This is a genomic window from Mesorhizobium sp. M0136 (genome assembly GCF_040322515.1).
Classification (GTDB): Bacteria; Pseudomonadota; Alphaproteobacteria; order Rhizobiales; family Rhizobiaceae; genus Mesorhizobium.
Genome location: NZ_JAMYTP010000004.1, coordinates 1 through 16,118, shown reverse-complemented (window position 1 = coordinate 16,118; position 16,118 = coordinate 1). Strand labels below are relative to the sequence as shown.

Annotated in this window: 13 protein-coding genes; 4 read left to right on the top strand and 9 right to left on the bottom strand. The window is 62.1% G+C overall.

What is annotated here, in order from left to right:
* Positions 1 to 109: 109 nt before the first annotated feature.
* Genes NKJ35_RS05540 through NKJ35_RS05530 form a run of 3 tightly spaced genes read right to left on the bottom strand, consistent with a single transcriptional unit; the run spans position 110 to position 3,501 of the window.
* Positions 110 to 1,483 (bottom strand): MlaD family protein, encoded by a 1,374-nt coding sequence (locus NKJ35_RS05540; RefSeq protein ID WP_352645539.1) that lies wholly within the window; start codon positions 1,481 to 1,483, stop codon positions 110 to 112.
* 13 nt (positions 1,484 to 1,496) lie between these two features.
* Complete coding sequence (locus NKJ35_RS05535; RefSeq protein ID WP_352507853.1) at positions 1,497 to 2,315, bottom strand: ABC transporter ATP-binding protein; 819 nt, start codon at positions 2,313 to 2,315, stop codon at positions 1,497 to 1,499.
* A gap of 1 nt (position 2,316) precedes the next feature.
* Positions 2,317 to 3,501 carry an ABC transporter permease gene (locus NKJ35_RS05530; protein WP_352645537.1) on the bottom strand — a complete coding sequence of 395 codons (1,185 nt, stop codon included), beginning with the start codon at positions 3,499 to 3,501 and terminating at the stop codon, positions 2,317 to 2,319.
* A gap of 77 nt (positions 3,502 to 3,578) precedes the next feature.
* Here NKJ35_RS05530 and dgcA point away from each other — a divergent pair, with 77 nt between their 5' ends.
* Positions 3,579 to 4,562, top strand: coding sequence for an N-acetyl-D-Glu racemase DgcA (dgcA, locus tag NKJ35_RS05525; protein ID WP_352645536.1), 984 nt, complete (start codon positions 3,579 to 3,581; stop codon positions 4,560 to 4,562).
* Here the strand turns inward: dgcA and NKJ35_RS05520 are convergent.
* Both NKJ35_RS05520 and NKJ35_RS05515 read right to left on the bottom strand, forming a co-directional pair.
* Positions 4,533 to 5,750: an MFS transporter gene (locus tag NKJ35_RS05520; protein WP_352507850.1), complete on the bottom strand. Its 1,218-nt coding sequence runs from the start codon at positions 5,748 to 5,750 to the stop codon at positions 4,533 to 4,535. The two genes, dgcA and NKJ35_RS05520, sit on opposite strands and share 30 nt — an antisense overlap.
* A 127-nt stretch (positions 5,751 to 5,877) precedes the next feature.
* Positions 5,878 to 6,699, bottom strand: coding sequence for a UDP-2,3-diacylglucosamine diphosphatase (locus NKJ35_RS05515; protein WP_352645534.1), 822 nt, complete (start codon positions 6,697 to 6,699; stop codon positions 5,878 to 5,880).
* 120 nt (positions 6,700 to 6,819) lie between these two features.
* Between NKJ35_RS05515 and NKJ35_RS05510 the strand changes: the two genes are divergently transcribed.
* Positions 6,820 to 7,599, top strand: a complete 780-nt coding sequence (locus NKJ35_RS05510) for an SDR family oxidoreductase (protein WP_352479000.1) — start codon at positions 6,820 to 6,822, stop codon at positions 7,597 to 7,599.
* A gap of 141 nt (positions 7,600 to 7,740) precedes the next feature.
* Here NKJ35_RS05510 and NKJ35_RS05505 read toward each other — a convergent pair whose 3' ends face one another.
* Together NKJ35_RS05505 and NKJ35_RS05500 are read right to left on the bottom strand one after the other, a co-directional pair.
* Positions 7,741 to 8,406: a hypothetical protein gene (locus tag NKJ35_RS05505; RefSeq protein WP_352645532.1), complete on the bottom strand. Its 666-nt coding sequence runs from the start codon at positions 8,404 to 8,406 to the stop codon at positions 7,741 to 7,743.
* A gap of 24 nt (positions 8,407 to 8,430) precedes the next feature.
* Positions 8,431 to 9,831, bottom strand: a complete 1,401-nt coding sequence (locus NKJ35_RS05500) for a selenium-binding protein SBP56-related protein (RefSeq protein ID WP_352645530.1) — start codon at positions 9,829 to 9,831, stop codon at positions 8,431 to 8,433.
* A 399-nt stretch (positions 9,832 to 10,230) separates the two neighbouring features.
* Between NKJ35_RS05500 and NKJ35_RS05495 the strand changes: the two genes are divergently transcribed.
* A complete protein-coding gene (locus NKJ35_RS05495) occupies positions 10,231 to 12,555 on the top strand; it encodes an NADP-dependent malic enzyme (RefSeq protein WP_352645528.1) in 2,325 nt (774 codons plus the stop codon).
* Between the two features lie 12 nt (positions 12,556 to 12,567).
* Here the strand turns inward: NKJ35_RS05495 and NKJ35_RS05490 are convergent, their stop codons facing one another.
* Positions 12,568 to 13,188: a DUF1287 domain-containing protein gene (locus NKJ35_RS05490; protein ID WP_352645526.1), complete on the bottom strand. Its 621-nt coding sequence runs from the start codon at positions 13,186 to 13,188 to the stop codon at positions 12,568 to 12,570.
* A 258-nt stretch (positions 13,189 to 13,446) separates the two neighbouring features.
* Between NKJ35_RS05490 and NKJ35_RS05485 the strand changes: the two genes are divergently transcribed.
* Entirely contained in the window at positions 13,447 to 14,649 is a 1,203-nt protein-coding gene (locus NKJ35_RS05485) for a DUF2865 domain-containing protein (protein WP_352645524.1), read from the top strand.
* On the opposite strand, the gene gltX is transcribed toward NKJ35_RS05485, so the two are convergent.
* Positions 14,567 to 15,940 carry a glutamate--tRNA ligase gene (gene gltX, locus NKJ35_RS05480; protein WP_352645522.1) on the bottom strand — a complete coding sequence of 458 codons (1,374 nt, stop codon included), beginning with the start codon at positions 15,938 to 15,940 and terminating at the stop codon, positions 14,567 to 14,569. The two genes, NKJ35_RS05485 and gltX, sit on opposite strands and share 83 nt — an antisense overlap.
* Between the last annotated feature and the right edge of the window lie 178 nt (positions 15,941 to 16,118).

Genomic DNA, 16,118 nt, shown 5'->3' with positions numbered 1-16,118 from the left:
ACCCGATGTGATGCTGCCTGAACTGATCGACTTCAAACGCGATCCCCCCCGGATCGTGGAAACAATGCGCATCTGCCAGCTATGTTCTTGCGGTGGTCGGGGATCGAAGTCAACGGCGCACCCTGCCGTCGAACTGCCGGACCTCGCCCTCGCCGCCGGACAAGATCCTTTGTGGGTTGCGGCTGAGATCGGTTACCGCCTCTTCGATGCGGTTGATCGAACGGCGGCTGTCCTGGACCAGCGCTTCGACGTTTTGCAGCCCTTGTCCCGAGAACCGCGCCAGATTGTCGGTAATGGTACCGAGACGGGCGTTCAGCGTATCGGCGACCTGCTTGAACGATTTCAGCGTCGCTCTGGCGTCGGCTATGACGCCGTCGGCCTGGCCGGAGCCGAGCAGTTTGTCGACCTTGGCAAGGATACCGTCGACTCGCACCGAGGCATCGTTGAGGCGTCCTGCGAGTTGGTGCGCGTCTTTGATGGTTTCATCGATGTCATCGGCTCGGTTGGCGAACTTGTTGGTCACCTTGGCGATGTCGGCGGCAGCCTCGTTGGCGTTTTCGCTGGCCTTCTGGATATTGGCCAGCGCGGTGCGCACCTCAGCCGGATCGATGCCGTCGAGAACGCCGTCGACCTTGGCCAGCGTGCCTTGCGTCTTCTGGGCGAAGTCGTTGATCGAGCCGACCGCCGTGTCGACGTTCTTGATGACCGTGTCGAACTGCTTGCTGGTTTCCTTGAGATTGGCGGTGACTGTGTCGACATTGGCGACGATGCTCTTGATCTGGTCCTTGTCGACGGCGTTGAGTAGCCCTTCCGCCGCCTTCAGCGTGCCGTCGAGCTTGCCCGAAACACCCTTCAGTTCATCCGCCAGCGAGCTGACGCTGGCCAGGAACTTGTCGACGCCGTCCGCATTCCTGGCCAGTGCATCGGAGAAGGTCTGGACATTGTTGACGGTCTGCGTCAGCGGCCCGCGCACATCCTTGGTGAAGCCTTCGAGCTCCGAAAGGACCTTGTCGGCCCGGGTGAAGATGTTCTGCGCCGTCTGCAACAGGTTGGTGACCGCCGACGGGTTGGCAACGATCTCGGCGACGCGGCCTTCCTTTTCCGCCTCGTCGAGGAGTTTTGGCTCCTTGGGGTCGGCGCCCTTGAGCTCGATGTTGGCCTGGCCGGTGAGGCCGGCAAGCCCGATATCGGCCTGCGTCGACTTGGTGATAGGCGTATTCCGGTCTATTTCGGTGTCGGCGATAGCAGCAGTCGGATTGTCGACGTCGATATAGACACGGCGCACGTCGCCGACTTTGACGCCATTGAACAGCACGAAACTGCCACGGCCGAGCCCCGAAGCGGAGCCTGGAATGCGCACGCGCAGCACCGCCGTCTCGCCCCTTTCGCCGATAGCCGCCGTCCAATAGACGAAAGCGAAAGCCGCGAGGATCGCGGCCAGCGTGAAAATGCCGACAATGACGTAGTTGGCCCTGGTTTCCATTGCTCACTTATGGCTATGCGCGCGCCGCAAGATCAAGTTGCCGGGCGCGTTTTCCGCGGAAATAGGATTTTACCCAGGGTTCCTCGCTCCTGAGCATGTCGTCGATCGTGCCCTCGACCAGCACTTTCTTGTTGCCAAGCACCGCCACGCGGTCGCACGCGGTAAACAGCGTGTCGAGATCATGCGTGACCATATACACGGTCAAATCCATCGTATCGCGCAGCTTGACGACCAATTCGTCGAATTCAGCCGCACTAATTGGATCGAGGCCGGACGTCGGCTCGTCGAGGAAAACGATGTCCGGATCGAGCGCCAGGGCGCGCGCCAAGGCGGCACGCTTGATCATGCCGCCGGAGAGCTCGGAGGGGAATTTCTGCGCCGCCTCCGGCGGCAGTCCGACCAACTCCACCTTAAGCATGGCAAGTTCGTCCATCAGCTTCTTCGGCAAATCGAGATATTCACGCATCGGCACCTGGACATTTTCGAGGACCGTCAGCGCCGAAAAAAGAGCGCCATGCTGGAACAGCACGCCAAGCCGCATGTCGATGCGAAGGCGCTCCCTTTCGGTTGCCTTCTCGACGTCGACGCCGAACAGTTTGATTGTTCCCGATTGCTTGCGCGTCAAGCCAAGGATGGTGCGCAAGAGAACAGATTTGCCCGCACCGGAGGCACCAACAAAGCCGAGAATCTCCCCGCGCCAGATATCGAGCGACAATTTGTCGAGAACGACCTGGTCGGCGAACGATACGGTGATGTCGTGTGCTGACAGCACGATCTCGTCTTCTTTGGCCTTCGTCGCCACCTTGGTCGTGTTTGTGCCCGGCAGCTCCATCTCAGAACTCGATCGCTGCATAGAACATGGCGAAAAGCCCGTCGAGGATAATGACCACGAAGATCGACTTCACCACTGAGGCGGTGACATGCTGGCCGAGCGATTCGGCGCTGCCGCCAACCTTCATGCCCTCGACCGAGGCGATTATGCCGATGATCATGGCCATGAACGGCGCCTTGATCAGGCCCGCAAAGATGGTGCTGAGGTCGATTGCGACACGCAGCCGGTCGATGAACGCTGCCGGTGCAATATCAGAGTAGAGCCATGCAGCCAAAATGCCGCCGCCCAGTGCTGCAAAGTTGGCGATGATCGTCAGGCAAGGCAGCGCGACGACCAGCGCGACCAACCGCGGAAACACCAGCACGCCGATTGGATTAAGACCGATCACCTTCAGCGCATCGACCTCCTCGCGCATCTTCATCGAGCCGATCTCGGCGGTAATCGCGCTACCGGAGCGGCCGGCGATCATGATCGCCGTCATCAAAACGCCGAGCTCGCGCAGGATCAGCACGCCGACCAGGTCGACGACGAAGATGTCGGCGCCGAAATAACTGAGCTGATAGGCGCCTTGCTGGGCAACGATCGCACCGACGATGGCCGACATCAGCACCACCACCGGTATGGCGCCGACGCCCATGCGATCGATCTGGTTGAAGATCGCCGCCATATTGACGGCATGGCCACGGCCAAGCTTCATCTGAGAGCCGCGTATCGTGGCGCCGAGGATGTTCATTGCGGCCAGGAAATCGTCGCGCATCTCATAGACGCGACGGCCTACCGCCTCGAGCCCCCGAATGATGAAGTTGGGCGGCTTTGCCGGACCGGATCCGGGCTCGCGTCGAACCGCATCGCCGACGGCGCCAAGCAGGATCGAGGCAATCTCGCTTTGCCCCTGCATCTTGATCTCGACGCCCTTCTTTTCGAAGCTGCTCACCAGGCGATCGATCAGCCACGCCCCGGCAGTGTCCATCTTCTCGATCTGCGACAGATCGAGCGCCAGCGTCTGGAAGCCGCTGCGCTTCTCGATCTTGCGCATCTCGGCATCGACCAGCGCCACGGTGCGTGTCGTCCAGCTTCCCGAGAAAGCGCAGCCGAGAACGCCGCCCTCCTCGCCGATCGCGATGCGCGGCTGGTGGTCGGGCTCCTTGGCAGGGCCGCTTGCGTCGCGTTTGCGGATGGTCAACATGGCGTCCTGTTTAGCCTGACGGGGGCGAGCTGTCGATTTGCCGACATCCTCCTTGTGCACAGCCGGAGCAGAAAAATATGGCGCGTGTCATTTCGGTCGAGGCCGAGCGCTTTCCGATAGCCGGGACCTTTACCATTTCGCGCGGCTCGAAGACCGAAGCGGAGGTGATTTCCTGCGCCATCACCGAAAACGGCCGTACAGGACGCGGCGAATGCGTTCCTTACAAGCGCTATGGCGAGACCGTTGAGGGTGTGCGTGGCGCGATAGAGGCGATGCGCAGTGAGATCGCGCACGGCATCAGCCGCATCGCCCTGCTCGGTGCCATGCCTGCCGGCGCGGCACGCAACGCCATCGACTGCGCGCTCTGGGACCTGGAAGCGAAGATCAGCGGAACACCGGTGGCGCATACGATACGAACCGTTCCGTTACGACCGCTTGAGACGGCGTACACATTGTCGCTCGCCGAGCCGGAAGCGATGGCGGCGCAGGCCCGCGCCAACGCCCAGCGCCCGCTGCTCAAGGTCAAGATCGGCGGCGACAACGACATCGCCCGCATCCGCGCAGTGACGGCGGCGGCACCCGACAGCCGAATCATTCTTGATGCCAACGAAGGCTGGACGAACGACAACATCGTAGAAAACCTCGCCTTTGCCGCTGCGCAAGGTATCGCCTTGATCGAACAGCCGCTGCCGGCGGGACATGACGGTATTCTTCGCCACATCGCGCATCCGGTGCCGATCTGCGCCGACGAAAGCGTGCACGAGGCGAAGGATATTGGAGCGCTTGTCGGCCTCTACGACGCCATCAACATCAAGCTCGACAAATCCGGCGGCCTGACCGCAGCACTCGTGCTTCGCGACCGCGCCCGCGAACTGGGTCTTGGCGTTATGGTCGGCTGCATGGTCGGCACATCGCTTGCGATGGCGCCGGCCGTTCTGTTGGCGCAGGATGCCGATTTCGTCGATCTCGACGGTCCGTTGCTGCTAGCCCGCGACCGCATTCCCGGTCTCGTCTATCAAGGGTCGCTGGTGTCACCGCCCGAGCCGGCGCTGTGGGGCTGAACGCGCCGCAAGTCCGATCAGCGCCAGGCCCGTCAGGGCGATCGGGATCATGGCAAAGAAGCCGTTCGCGCCGAAGCGGTCGTAAAGAGGACCGGAAATGAGCGTCGCCACCGCCATGAAGAAGCCGTTGGAAAAATAGGCGATGCCTTGCGCCGCCCCGGTGCGTTCTTCCACGACCGTCTCACCGATCATCTTTTGCAGGCCGATCAGCACCAGCGCCACCGAAACCGCGTGCAGCGTCTGGATCGCGAAAAACCCGCCAACGCCAAGTCCAAGCGGCCAGATCAAAGGGAAGGCGATCCAGCGCACGATAGCGCCTGTCCCGGCAATCAGCATGATCGACACGATCGAGAAGGAGGCGAAAGCCCGAGTGAAGACGACGAACATGCATATCTCGGCGACGACGCCCCACCCCCAGAGCAGCCCAACAACCGAATCGCTGATGCCGATCGACTTCCAGTAGATCGACACGAAGCCGTAGAGAAACGCGTGGCTGGCGGTGATGACGCCGACCCCGGTCGAAAAATAAAGAAAATACGGGTTGAGGAGTTTTGATGCCGATTGCTGGATGTCGGCAGCCGAAAGCGGCGAGGCGCGGCGCGGGCGGCCGAGGCGCGGCGCAATCAGCCCGGCGGCTAGCGCGGCGCATAACGACACGAAGATGATCACCGGGACAGCCTGAGCACCGCTCGCCGACAAGATGAAACCGCCGGCGAGATTGGCACAGAGATAGGAGATCGAGCCCCATTTGCGCATGCCGGCGTAGTTCGAGCCGAAGCGGCGAACACCAGAAAGGGCGAGCGAATCGGCAATCGGCGAATGCGGCGTCCAAACGACCGTCAGCGCCAGGGATACGGCAAGTACCATTGCGTAGGTCGGCGGCAGGAGGTAGCCGGCGGACAGGATCAGCGATGCGGCGACCAGCGCAACATAGACATTGGCGCGATCGCTCGCTTTGTCTGCCAGCGCGGTAAGAAAAGGCGTCGTTGCCACACGCAGGAACATCGGCGCGGCGAGGATCACGGCTATCTGCTCGGCGTGGAATCCCTTGGCCTGCAGCCACAGGGGAAAATACGGCACATGCGTTCCGAGCGGCACGAAGAGCGTGAAGAAGATCAAGCTCATGCGCAGTTCGAAATGGCGTGGCTTGACGAGCTGTTCGGGCGAAAGCGGCGGCAGCGAGGACATTGACAGGCGATCCGTCGGCACGGCATTCAGCCGGGTCGGCCCACCACACCTGCCGCTGCATAACACGGCGAAAAAGTCGATGAAACCGCTGGACTAACCGATTGAAGCGAGGGGGGCCGGGTTTTGGTCAAGCCGCCTGGACTGCCCTGCCCTTGATGTCGATCGGCACGAGCACCTCGCCGCCGACCGGAGTCTCCGGCAGGACATGCGCCCAGTGCAGGATCTCCATCCGGCCGTCAAAATGCTCGACCACCGCCGTGCAGCTCTCCACCCAGTCGCCGGTGTTGATGTACTGCACGTCCTCGTAGCTTTCGATCGCGGCGTGGTGGATGTGCCCGCAGATGACGCCGTCGACGTGCGAGCGGCGCGCCTCCTCGGTCAGCACGGTCTGGAACGAGCCGATGAAATTCACCGCCTTCTTGACCTTGACCTTGGCCCAGGACGAGAACGACCAGTAAGGCAGGCCGAGCACCTGGCGCAGGCGGGTGATGACGCGGTTGACCAGCATCGCCGCGTCATAGGCGTAATCGCCGAGATAGGCGAGCCAGCGCGCATTGTGGACGACGGTGTCGAACTGGTCGCCATGAATGACAAGAAGGCGTTTGCCATCGGCGGTCTCGTGGATGGCGCGGTCGGCGACGACAATGCCGCCGAAATGCACGCCCTGGAACTGGCGCGCGAACTCGTCGTGATTGCCGGCGATGTAGGTGATGCTGGCGCCCTTGCGCGCCTTGCGCAGCAATTTCTGGACGACGTCATTGTGGCTCTGCGGCCAATGCCAGCTTCGTCTCAAGCGCCAGCCGTCGACGATGTCGCCGACGAGATAGATGATATCGGCATCGTGATGGCGCAGGAAATCGATCAGGAACTCGGCCTTCGCCGCTTTCGATCCGAGATGGACGTCGGAGATGAACATGCTGCGGAAAGTGCGGGGCTCTGCGCCGGACATCATTTGTCACCGTTGCTTTCGCGTGAGGCTATGCCCCGATTCATGCAACAACCGTATGACGGTTGCGATTGGTCCAGCCATCCGGATAGGTTGCCGCGGCAATCAGAGGAGAAAATCACCATGGATCTCGGCATTCGCGGCAAGAAGGCCATCGTCTGCGCTTCGAGCAAAGGCTTGGGACGCGGCTGCGCCATGGCACTGGCGGAGGCAGGCTGCGATCTGGTAGTCAATGGCCGCAGCGCCGACGTGCTGGCCAAAACCGCCGCTGAACTGCGGGAGAAATTCGGCGTCAAGGTGACCGAGATCGTCGGCGACATATCCAAGCCCGATGTCCAGAAGGCGCTGCTTGCCGCCTGCCCCGATCCCGACATCCTCGTCAACAACAATGGCGGTCCGCCGTTTCGCGATTTCCGCGCGCTCGACCGCGAAAAGATCCTCGAGGGCGTCACCCAGAACATGGTAACCCCTGTCGAACTGGTTCAGGCCGTGATCGACGGCATGGCGGCGCGCGGCTTCGGCCGCATCGTCAACATCACCTCGCTGTCCGTCTATGTGCCTATCCCCGGCCTCGACCTGTCGTCCGGCGCCCGCGCCGGCCTCACCTCGTTCCTCGCCGGCGTCGCGCGGACGGTGATCGACCGCAATGTGACGATCAACAACATGCTGCCGGGAAAACTCGACACCGACCGGCTGCGCGGCCCGCATGAACCCGGCAGTGTCGAGGATCCGGCGGCCGCTGCCGCGCGCAAGGCGCAAGCAGCAGCCAATGTTCCGGCCAAACGGCTCGGCACGCCGGAGGAGTTCGGCCAGATCTGCGCCTTCCTGTGCTCGGTCCATGCCGGCTACCTGACCGGGCAGAACATACCGGTCGACGGCGGCCTCTACGTCAGCGCGTTCTAGTGGTAGAATCCAACGCTTGGTTACCGTCTGGACGGCGGAAGAACGACCCTTTGCGGTTGTTGGGTTGCGAGCGCCGCATGATGCGATCTGACCTTTCCTGACATTCGCAGAAGGGAGAATTCCTTTGCCAATACATGCAACCTAGCGAGCGAATCCGATACCCGCGATCCCAATTCCCCCCACCAGGATCAGGCTCACGGCCCACACATTGTCGAGATTGAACCAGCTTTGTGAGATGAACTTGGGTCCGAGCCATCGATAGACGGCAATGGCGATAACACCGCCGCTTACAATCATCGCGGCCGTATGGACCACGGAGACGGCGGTGGCGGTGATCAGATTACCGGCCATGAGCGTGATAGCCGCCTGGTGTCCAACATCGAGATCGCCTGCCTGGCACAGGCCGAGATAAATCGGCACCAGCATTAGCCCGGCGCCATGCGCGGTGGCGGCCGCGAAAGACCACAAGGCCAATTGCGCCGGCGGGATACGGGCAAGAACACGCGGGTGGCGCCGGTTGATCAGGAGATAGATCCCGGCTGCGATCACAATCAACCCCGCCGCGATGCGAATCTGTCGTTCCCAGACGATGAGCGTCAGCATCGCGCCGAAGGGGAGCAGGATACCGATCATCGCCACGAAGTGGCCTATTGCCAAAAGGCCGAGCGCCCGAAACAATTCGCCGGCACGTCTGTCCAAAAGGCCGGCCGAAACGGCCAACGGCCAGCCCATGCCAGGATTGATGCCGTGATAAATGCCGCTGGCGACGACGGCCAGCCAGAGACCGGCCGTCGTCCACTCGCTCATCGCTTCATTGACCCGGGCAGTCGGTTACACCGACGGATAGCAGAACGAATCCGTCGAGCAATCGCCGCCTTCCAGACGAATCTGGTGCGAGCGATACCCCTCGGGGAACTCGACATAAAAGTCCTTGTCCAGGGTGATTCCACCGTTCTCGCCGACATTGGCCTTGACCATGGCTGCCGGAATACCATCGCGATAGAACTGATCGTCCCAAGTCGAATACAGGGAGTTGGTCCAGTAAACGCGTTTGCCGTCGCGGCTGATCTCGACCATTTGCGGTCCGCCCCTGTAGTCGCCGCCGCCGGGATGCTTGGTCTTGCGCGTGATGCCGCCAATATGGATGGACCCTGCAAGCTTAGGCTTCATCGGATCGGTCACATCGTATTGGCGCATCTCGCCGGTGCCCCAGCAGGATACGTAGAGGAATCGGTCATCGAGCGACAGGTCGATGTCGGTTACTAGCGGCGGCACCGCCTCGAAGCCCTGAAGCAACGGCGGCAGGTCATCCTTGGCGGCTGCCTCGGGCGGGATGGTCGCCGTCTTTTCGCAATGGAATTTGCCGCCCTCGCGCCACCAGGTCCAGATCGATCCCTCGAGGTTTGTCGTGTCGACGACCACTCCAAGGAAACCGTATTCCTTGACCGGGTCATGGGCGGGGCGGACTTCCAGCGCCATCTGGTGGTTGGCGCCCAGATCGATGGTCTGCACGTTCCTGCGTTCGCGCAAATTCCAGAAATGCACCCGGTGTCCATATTTGTTCGACAGGAGGTCTTCAGGCACGATGCCCTGCTCGAACTGGGGCGGAAGGGCCCACTCGCTCGACACCATGTAGTCGCGTGGCAGGTTCCACCAGAAATCATACTGCTTGTCCTGCGGCCCGCGATCGATCTCGTAGCGCCCGATGACGTCGAACGTCTGGCAATCCATGACAAAGATGCCGGGAGGTCCGTCGGTGCCGTCAGGGCCACCGCCCCCAAGCGTCGAGACATAAATACCTTCCGGACCGCAGTGAATCGTATGAGGCCTGGAATAGCCCGTCTTGGCAAACACTTCTTCTGGCTCGATGACCTTGTGGATCTTGGCCTTGGTCGGTCCGCCCTTGGTGTCGATGACGTAAATGCGCGAAGATCGAATACCGGGAATGATCAGAAAGCGGCGCTCGAGAAACGGGTGACCATTCAGCGGCGAAAGGGCCGAAGAGCACGCGTTCCAGCCGAAATGGTGAAACTCGTCGCCCTTGTTCGGCATTATCACGCTATGGACGACCTTGCCGTAGTCCTTCGACTTCGGGTTTACGTCAACTATGGCTAGTCCATCTGGCTGAGAGAAGTCGGGACTCAACATCAAAGTGTAGGCAAAATCTTCGGCTGGCGCCTGCATTGCGAGCTTGGCAGTCGCATGGAAAGTCGGGTCTGGCCGTACAGTCATTGTCGTCCTCCCTTGGCAGGTTAAGCAGTCCGACCGACAATCAGGGGCACGATCTGTGATGCGTTTGGATGTCCGCCGAAAACGTCGGGGCGCTTTGTTGTTCGCACGCTGTTTCGTGCGACTTTTCGAAGAATCTCACGGATTTTGGAGAACTGCAATCTCGACTTGTTTCGCCGCGAGGCCTCTGTGAGCGACGAGCGCCACAAGACATTCGAACTGGGCGGCGTACCTCGCCGCAGCACCCCGCCTATCGCCCCAACATCTCAATGGCAGACCGCACAGGAGGGCGGGGGTGCAAGCCGCAAGCTCGCCCTTGCGACATATCATCTCTCGAAAAGCCTCGGCTGCATGCTAAGAGACTCAAAACACCAAACGGACTGAACTGAGGAGGCGGCCGTCATGACAGGCGAAAGCAAGAAGGCGGCCCGATCCGACCTCGACGAAGCGGCGCTCTATTTCCATAAGCACCCCCGTCCCGGAAAGCTTGAAATCCAGGCGACGAAGCCGCTGGGCAATCAGCGCGACCTGGCGCTTGCCTATTCGCCGGGCGTCGCCGCCCCCTGCCTTGAAATCCGCGACGACCCGGCAACCGCCGCCGACTATACAGCCCGCGCCAATCTGGTCGGCGTTGTCACCAACGGTTCGGCGGTGCTGGGCCTCGGGAATATCGGTCCGCTCGCCTCCAAGCCGGTGATGGAAGGCAAGGCGGTGCTGTTCAAGAAGTTCGCCGGCATCGATGTCTTCGACATCGAGATCGACGCACCGGGCATCGAGCGCATGGTCGAAACGATCTCGGCGCTGGAACCAACCTTCGGCGGCATCAACCTGGAAGACATCAAGGCGCCCGAATGCTTCGAAGTCGAGGAGCAGTTGAAAGCCCGCATGGGCATACCAGTCTTCCATGACGACCAGCACGGCACCGCCATCATCGTCGCCGCCGCCGTGCTCAACGGGCTGGAATTCGCCGGCAAGTCCATCTCGGACATCAAGATCGTCACGTCGGGCGCTGGTGCTGCGGCGCTTGCCTGCCTCAACCTGCTGGTCTCGCTCGGCGCGCGGGTCGACAACATCTGGGTCACCGACCGGTTCGGCGTCGCCCACAAGGGCCGCGTCGAGGAGATGGACCGCTGGAAAGACCCTTATGTGAAGGACACCGAGGCGCGTACGCTGGCCGACGTTCTGCCCGGCGCCGACGTGTTTCTCGGCCTGTCTGCTGCCGGCGTGCTGAAGCCGGAATTGCTCCACCACATGGCGCCAAAGCCGCTGATCCTGGCGCTGGCCAATCCCAATCCCGAAATCATGCCGGAAGCAGCACGGGCGGCGCGGCCCGACGCGATGATCTGCACCGGCCGCTCCGATTTCCCCAATCAAGTCAATAACGTACTCTGTTTTCCTTACATCTTCCGTGGCGCGCTGGATTGCGGCGCAAGCGCCATCAACGAAGAGATGAAGATGGCTGCTGTGCGAGCGATTGCAGCGCTCGCCCGCGAAGAGCCGTCCGACGTTGCCGCGCGTGCCTATTCCGGCGAGACGCCGATCTTTGGTCCGGAGTTCCTGATCCCCTCGCCTTTCGATCCGCGGCTGATCCTGCGCATTGCCCCTGCTGTCGCCAAGGCAGCTTGCGAGACCGGCGTCGCGACCCGGCCGATCACCGATTTCGCCGCTTATATCGACAAGCTGAACCGCTTCGTCTTCCGCTCCGGCCTGGTCATGAAGCCGGTGTTCTCGATGGCCAAGACGTCGAGCGCCAAACGCGTCATCTATGCCGACGGCGAGGACGAGCGCGTGCTTCGCGCCGCCCAGGTCGTGCTCGAGGAAGGCATTGCCGAACCGATCCTGATCGGCCGCCCGCATGTCATCGAGGTGCGGCTGAAGCGCTACGGGCTGCGCATTAAGCCGGGCGTCGATTTCGGCTTGATCAACCCGGAAGACGATCCGCGTTACCGCCACTATGTCGACCTTTTGATCGAGCTTGCCGGCCGGCGTGGGGTGACGACGGAAGCCGCGCGCACCATGGTGCGCACCGACAATACGGTGATCGCGGCCCTTGCCCTGAAGCGCGGCGACGCCGACGCCATGGTCTGCGGGCTCGAAGGCCGTTTCGAGCGCCATTTGCGCAACGTGACGCTGATCATCGGGCCGCGCCCCGGCATTCGGGATCGCGACCTGTCGACGCTGTCCATGCTGATCTCGCAGCGCGGGATCATTTTCCTCACCGACACCCATGTCTCCGTCGATCCGACCGCCGAAGAAATTGCGGAAATGACCGTTTTGGCGGCCGAGGAAATTCAGCGTTTCGGCATTGAGCCCAAGGCAGCGCTGCTGTCGCATTCTGATTTCGGCTCCCGCGATTCGCCAAGCGCCATGAAGATGCGGCAGGCGGCGGCGATCCTGGCGCGCATCGCGCCCGACCTGCAATGCGACGGCGAGATGCATGCCGACTCGGCACTATCGGAGCAGCTGCGCCAACGCGTCTATCCGCATTCGCGGCTGAAGGGCGAAGCCAATCTGCTGGTGTTTCCCAATCTCGATTCGGCGAACATCACGCTGACCGCGCTGCGCACGATGATGGACGCGCTGCATGTCGGCCCGATCCTGCTCGGCACCGACAGCCCGGCGCACATATTGACACCGTCGGTCACCTCGCGCGGCGTCGTCAACATGACGGCACTGGCAGTGGTCGAAGCCGCGCATAAGGCGCAAGCCATCGTCGATCTGGGCTAGCGGTGGGCCTTCTCAGACTGGCTTGAACCGGAAATGCCCTGTCTGCCTGAAGGCAAACAAAGTGTCCTCTTCTCTGGCGCCGCCGCCGATGTTGTGAATAACCAGCCTTCTTGTCGGCACCACAGTGGAGTGATTGGACGACACGATGGCAATATGCGACAGATTGCCGGGCAGCATCTGGGCGACGAGATCCCCAGGCCGATAGTCGGCGGGGTCTTGGCTGACGGGCAAGGCAGCACCGCGCCGCTCGAAATAGACCGCAAGATTGGGCACACGGCGGTGGTCGATGTTGCGGTCGGGCGCCTTCAAGCCCCAAGCCTTCGGATAGGTGGCGAAATTGGCCCGCATGTCGTCATGCACCAATTCTTGCAGGTCGAGATCGAAGGCGCGGCGATAGGCACGGATCACGACATCCGTGCACACACCCCGCTCAGGCTCAACGTCACCGCCCGGATAGGCCAGGTGTGTATAGGTCGGATCGTAGAGCGTGGTGACGCCGATCTGCTCACGAGCGGCTTCGACCAATCTGGTGCCCCAATCCGGCGTGACGAGCTTTTCCTGCGCCATGGCGACCGGCATCGCCAGGCATAAAAGACCAAATTGCACCGCGGCTCGACGGGTAATCGAGGTCATCCCAAGCCTCCGGGCATTACTGAATCCAGGCATTCTTCTCGGCGAATACGCCTTTTTCGTGCAACGCCAGGATGTCGCGGTACTGGCTCTGTCCGACAAGGCCGTGGGGGGTGGTCGGCATGACAGCCCTCGTCGTGATCGCGCACAGGCGCAAGCCATCGCCGATTTGAGCCGAAGCCGGAATCGGCGGTATGCTAAACGAATGGTTAACCGCGAGCGCGGTAGTTCTGAATGACAGGCAGGTGGAGGTCCGGAGGGATGACGGGCGCACATTGCAAGCTGACGCGGGCAGCCGCGCTGCTCGGCGTCCTGCTACTGTGCGGCATTGCCGTCACTCAGTCGCAGGCCGCTTCGCGCCTCTGCCGCCAGCTTGAAGCCGATCTTGGCGCCGCTTCTCGTGGTGGCGGCGGCAAGCCGGGCCTGCTCAGGAAATACGACGACGCGATCGTCCGGCAGCGCCAGCAGATTTCAAAAGCCGTCAGCCAGTCCAGCAGCGCCGGCTGCGGCTTCTCGCTGTCTCGCCGCAACGCCAACGCATGCGCGGCACTCGACGCCACCATCGATCGCATGGCTGCCAATCTCGACGCCTTGCAGGCCAAGCGCAGTGAGCTTGCCGGCGGTGGTTCGCGACGCGATCGCGCGCGCATATTGGCCTCGCTTGACGCCAATGGCTGCCGCGATGATGCGGCGTCGACGCCCACACCGGACCGCGAAGCCAGCCGTGAAAACGGCAACCGAAGCCTGCTCGACCAGCTTCTGGGCAGTGAACCTGGTGCGCCCGACCAGCCCGAAGAGCTCGACCAGGCTGAAGAGCTAAGTCAGCCGCGCAACATCCGCAGCATCCTCAACAACGCCGACGAGTTGGGCCAGCCGCGACGCGAATTCCGCACCATGTGCGTGCGGACCTGCGACGGCTATTTCTTCCCGATGTCGAATGCTGCCTCGCTGGGCGATTTCGAGCGCGACCAGAAGAACTGCGAATCGAGCTGCCCCGGCACCGAGATGCAGGTTTTCTACACGCGCGGCATGAACGACGATTCGGCGTCGATGACGTCTTCAGTGACCGGCAGGCCTTATATCGAACTGTCGACGGCCTACCTTTACAAGCAATCCGACACGCCCCGGCCGCCGACCTGCGGCTGCAATGCCGTGCAGAATTTCCAGATCATCGCCGGCAACCCGCCAACCCCGGCACAATCCAAGGCGAGCGTGGAGACCACCCCGTTCATTCCGCTGCCGGTTGCCAAGCCTGATCCGGGCGCCGACCCGGAGACCTTGGCCAATTCGCAAGGCGGCCTCGACCGTGAGGCGGCCAGACGGCTTGCCGCCAAACCTGTGCCCTCGCCGACGTCGCTGCCGCCGCCGGAGCAGCGCAAGGTCAGGGTCGTCGGGCCAACGTTCCTTCCCGACCCAGCAGCGGCAACAGATCTGCAAGCTCCGGACCGGAAGACTGTCCCGTAAGCGCCAGCCTGAGCGGCATGAACAGGGCCTTGCCCTTGCGGCCGCTCGCCGCTCGGATCTTGCCCGTCCAGTCCTTCCAGACGGTGCCGTTCCAAGGCTCTTCCGGCAGCAGCTCGAATGCCTGGCGAAGAAAGTCGCGGTCCTCGTCGGAAAACTCCGCCGGCTCCTCTGGACCGTCTCGAAGCGTACGCCACCAGATCGCCGCATCGGCCAGTCTGTCGAGATTGCCGCGCACCGCCAGCCAGAAAGGCTCGGCCTGTTCGCCGGAGATGCCGAGCACGATCAGCCGGTCGCGCGCCTCTGAAAACGGCATGTGGTGCAGCAGCGTGCGGTTGAGCACGAAGAGCTCGTCTGAGTCGAATTTGGCGGCGGATTTCGATGTTGCAGCCGGATCGAAGCGCTCGGCTAGCTCGGCCATCGTTGGCACCGCTACGACGTTTTCCGAGGTACCGACGAGCACCGCCAGCGAAGCCACCGCCATCGGCTCGATGCCGCTCTCACGCAGGCTCTGGATGGACAGCGCGCCGGTGCGCTTCGAAAGTCCCTCGCCTGATGCCGTTGTCAGGAGATTGTGGTGGCCGAACGCCGGCGGCTCCGCGCCAAGTGCTTGGAACAGGGCTATCTGAACGCCCGTATTGGTGACGTGGTCGTCGCCGCGAATGACATGGCTGACGCCCATGTCGATGTCGTCGACAACCGAAGGTAATGTATAGAGGTAGGTGCCGTCCTCACGCCGCAGAACCGGGTCTGAAAGCGAGGCGAGGTCGACGGTTTCTTCGCCGCGCACCAGGTCGTTCCAGTGGATTTCGGTGCGCTCCGGCTGCAGCGGATCACTGGTGAAGTTGGGCAGCAGAAAGCGCCAGTGCGGCCGCCGCCCATCGGCCCCATATTCCGCCACCTGCTCAGCTGTCAGCGTCAACGCCTCACGGCCATAGACTGGCGGCAGGCCACGCGTGCGGCGCACCTTGCGCCTCAGGTCGAGCTCTTCGGGCGTCTCATAGCAAGCATAGACGAGGCGCGCCTCCTTCAGCTTCTCCAGTGCGGCATCGTAGATTTCCACGCGCCGCGACTGGTACTCCGTGGCGTCGGGGAAGATGCCCAGCCAATGCAGGTCATACAGGATAGCGTCGGAAAACTCCTGCGTCGAACGGGCAACGTCGGTGTCGTCGAAGCGCTGGATGAAGCGGCCTTTGTTCTTGATGGCGAACAGCCAATTGAACAAAGCGGTGCGCGCATTGCCGATATGGATGCGGCCGGTCGGTGACGGGGCGAAACGGACGGTAACTGTCATGAGCGGGGCGTACCGGATGGTTTTGCTGTTGACAAGACGCGCCCCCGCGCTCGGCGGCAGACATAGAACATGACAAAGGCGAAGAAAAGACTGCAGCGCCCCCCCGGGATAAACAACAGGGGCGCCGGTAACCTGAGAAAAAACAACCCTTTGTGCGATGTGTAAATAAACAATTGAT

Bases quoted from the DNA above. Each gene is read 5' to 3' on its own strand.
- NKJ35_RS05515 (WP_352645534.1), bottom strand. From the start codon at position 6,699: ATGTCCGGCGCAGAGCCCCGCACTTTCCGCAGCATGTTCATCTCCGAC.
- NKJ35_RS05540 (WP_352645539.1), bottom strand. From the start codon at position 1,483: ATGGAAACCAGGGCCAACTACGTCATTGTCGGCATTTTCACGCTGGCC.
- NKJ35_RS05510 (WP_352479000.1), top strand. From the start codon at position 6,820: ATGGATCTCGGCATTCGCGGCAAGAAGGCCATCGTCTGCGCTTCGAGC.
- NKJ35_RS05490 (WP_352645526.1), bottom strand. From the start codon at position 13,188: ATGACCTCGATTACCCGTCGAGCCGCGGTGCAATTTGGTCTTTTATGC.
- NKJ35_RS05520 (WP_352507850.1), bottom strand. From the start codon at position 5,750: ATGTCCTCGCTGCCGCCGCTTTCGCCCGAACAGCTCGTCAAGCCACGC.
- NKJ35_RS05530 (WP_352645537.1), bottom strand. From the start codon at position 3,501: ATGTTGACCATCCGCAAACGCGACGCAAGCGGCCCTGCCAAGGAGCCC.
- NKJ35_RS05485 (WP_352645524.1), top strand. From the start codon at position 13,447: ATGACGGGCGCACATTGCAAGCTGACGCGGGCAGCCGCGCTGCTCGGC.
- NKJ35_RS05535 (WP_352507853.1), bottom strand. From the start codon at position 2,315: ATGGAGCTGCCGGGCACAAACACGACCAAGGTGGCGACGAAGGCCAAA.
- NKJ35_RS05505 (WP_352645532.1), bottom strand. From the start codon at position 8,406: ATGAGCGAGTGGACGACGGCCGGTCTCTGGCTGGCCGTCGTCGCCAGC.
- dgcA (WP_352645536.1), top strand. From the start codon at position 3,579: ATGGCGCGTGTCATTTCGGTCGAGGCCGAGCGCTTTCCGATAGCCGGG.
- NKJ35_RS05495 (WP_352645528.1), top strand. From the start codon at position 10,231: ATGACAGGCGAAAGCAAGAAGGCGGCCCGATCCGACCTCGACGAAGCG.
- NKJ35_RS05500 (WP_352645530.1), bottom strand. From the start codon at position 9,831: ATGACTGTACGGCCAGACCCGACTTTCCATGCGACTGCCAAGCTCGCA.
- gltX (WP_352645522.1), bottom strand. From the start codon at position 15,940: ATGACAGTTACCGTCCGTTTCGCCCCGTCACCGACCGGCCGCATCCAT.